Here is a 2,235-nt window from a genome sequence, read left to right as displayed (position 1 = left end):
GGAACAAAATATCGAGATTATCTTCAGAATATCGCTGCTTGAAAAAGTTAACAACGCTCTTATCGTTGATAAAGAAAAGAGGGTGAATCGCGTATTACGACACACCCTCGTTTTCCATTTCGCCGTCCGGGGCATTCGGACGCACCATGGTGCGTCCCTACATCGATGCTGCGGCGCAAAAAAAAAGGGGCTTCGGCCCCTTTTTTTAATGGAAAATGGAGAATGAATTATCAATTATCCATTCTCAATTATAGCGGGCTTCCGCCTTCGCCCTCGTCGCCGCCGGGTTCCGGTTCGGGCGTGGGTTCGGGGTCGGTGCCGGTCGAGGAGCCGTCAGAGGGAGTGCCGGAGGTGCTCTGCCCGATGGTCTTCTTCAGGCGGATGAGGATGGCGTTCACGTCGTCGATGACCTTGCCCAGGGCGGTGCGCACGTCGGCGTCGTCGGTCACCATCTCGTTCACCGCATAGAGGGCGTTGATGGCCTTGGCCAGGGCGTTGAAGGCGTCGTCGGTGACGGGGCGCAGGGTCTTCATGCTCCACGACTGGGCGCGGTCGCGCTCGGCGGCCGAGCGTTTCAGGTAGATGGTGTTGAAGGCGGTGTTCGCGGCCTCCAGCTCGTCGGGCGCGTCGGCGAGGCCGATGGCGGCCAGCGCGGCGACGTAAGGCTCCTGGCGGAGCTTCTCGACGAGGTCGGTCAGGGTACTCGTCTCCGAAGCATAGTCCAGGCGGGGCACATCGCCTGCCTCGCGGAAGGCGAAGGCGAGCGTAGAGCCTGCCTTCTGCTTGTCGGCGTCGGGCTGATAGTCAGCGTAGGCCTGGATAATTTGTTTGTAGAAGAGGAAGAGCTTGTCGCGTGCCTGGTCGGCGGCGACGATTTCAGACGTTTCCAGATAGCCTTTGTCGGGCTGGAAGCATTCCAGCTCGTTGGCCACGGCGGCGGCAAAGGCGGTGCGCTGGGCGGCGAAGCCACGGGCCTCGGCTACGTCCTGGGGGATGGCGGCGAGGGCGTCGGTGGCAAACTGTGCGTGTTGCGGGTTCCGGGCTTTGCTGCGCGAGAAGTCATAGATAATTTCTTTCATACGTTTTTTATTCAATAAAGTTATACATTGGGTTCTTTTTGCGATTCCGTCCTGCACGTTGCAGGAAGCTTTCGCGCTTTGCGATTCCGTCCTGCACGTTGCAGGGAGCTTTCGCGAAGCGCGAAAACGTCACGGCTCGGGGATGGCTACGATTTTGTCCGCGTATGCGCTCCAGGCGTATGCTTGCTTATAGGCCTCTACCGACTCGGCCGGCACCTGGATTTCCGTGAGGGAGGTGACATCTAAGAGAACAGAGGTCGACATCTCGGGCGGCACAGCCGCCCGGCAGGTGATGGAGGCAAGCTTGGAACAACTGTAGAATGCGGCGAGACCGATCTTCGTCAGCGATGCCGGGAGTTCGATGGAGGTGAGGTTATTGCAATTCACGAATGCATCGATACCGAGGACCTTGACACCTTGAGGCAGCTTGGCAGTCGTGAGGGGGACAGGGTCTATGTAAAGCATTTTAACGTATTTCAAGTTACTTGTATAATAGGTGGCACCCGCAAGGTCGAGAGTCCGCAATGCCCATTCGTTTTGTTTGATGGCATTCCAGTCGGCGTCGTTCAGGGTGCCGCTCGTCACGGTGATGGAGGTCAGGTCGGTGCGGCTGCCTATCAGCTTGGCGAGCTGGCCTTTGGAGACATTGCCAAGTGTTATTTGGGTGCAGGCGACGGGGATGCGCCCGATGGTGGTGCTGCCCTTCTTGTTGTCCAGCATCACGAGGATTTCGCCTGTGGCGACGCCGCTCGTTATGTCGGCGGGAGCGGTGACGGTGAGGGTGAACCCGGTGCTGGCGGCGCGGGTCAGGGCGATGTCGGCCTTCCAGCCCGCGGGAGCCACGACGAAGAGGTTGTCCGTGGTGAACTCGGCGCTACCTCCGGCGGTGCATTGTATGGTCGCTTTTTCGTCGTAGAGCAGGGAGAGGCTCGTAGGATTGAACGTCAGGCCGATGCCCGTGTAGCGGGGCACTTGGAAGGTGCTGCCGTTGTTGGCCAGGGTGAAGAGGATGTAGTCGGCGTTCGTCGTGTCGACGCTTTCAAAGAAGCTGTCGCCTTTCGGGCCCGTATCGCCCGTGTCACCTTTCTCGCCGTCCTCGCCGCTGACGCGCGTCCAGGTCTTGCCGCCGTCCACGCTCAGGTAGATGGCGTCGGGC

The 2,235-nt window shown here is 59.5% G+C and carries 3 protein-coding genes; 1 reads left to right on the top strand and 2 read right to left on the bottom strand.

Annotated elements, in window-relative coordinates:
• Positions 1-226 (top strand): hypothetical protein (locus HF894_RS15030; protein WP_204973455.1); only part of this gene is annotated, 226 nt, incomplete at its 5' end.
• Positions 227-248: 22 nt separating this feature from the next.
• Here the strand turns inward: HF894_RS15030 and HF894_RS15025 are convergent.
• Both HF894_RS15025 and HF894_RS15020 read right to left on the bottom strand, forming a co-directional pair.
• Positions 249-1,079, bottom strand: coding sequence for a DUF6261 family protein (locus HF894_RS15025; RefSeq protein WP_204973453.1), 831 nt, complete (start codon positions 1,077-1,079; stop codon positions 249-251).
• Between the two features lie 129 nt (positions 1,080-1,208).
• Positions 1,209-2,235, bottom strand: a 1,027-nt coding sequence (locus tag HF894_RS15020) for a leucine-rich repeat protein (protein ID WP_204973451.1), incomplete at its 5' end; no start/stop codon positions are given.

This window comes from Caecibacteroides pullorum, from assembly GCF_019239235.1.
Lineage (GTDB): Bacteria > Bacteroidota > Bacteroidia > Bacteroidales > Bacteroidaceae > Bacteroides > Bacteroides pullorum.
Note: the sequence above shows the minus strand (reverse complement) of the source record. Positions and strands in the feature narration are given on the sequence as shown.

Coding starts and splice junctions, on each gene's coding strand:
- HF894_RS15025 (WP_204973453.1), bottom strand. CDS start 1,079: ATGAAAGAAATTATCTATGACTTCTCGCGCAGCAAAGCCCGGAACCCG.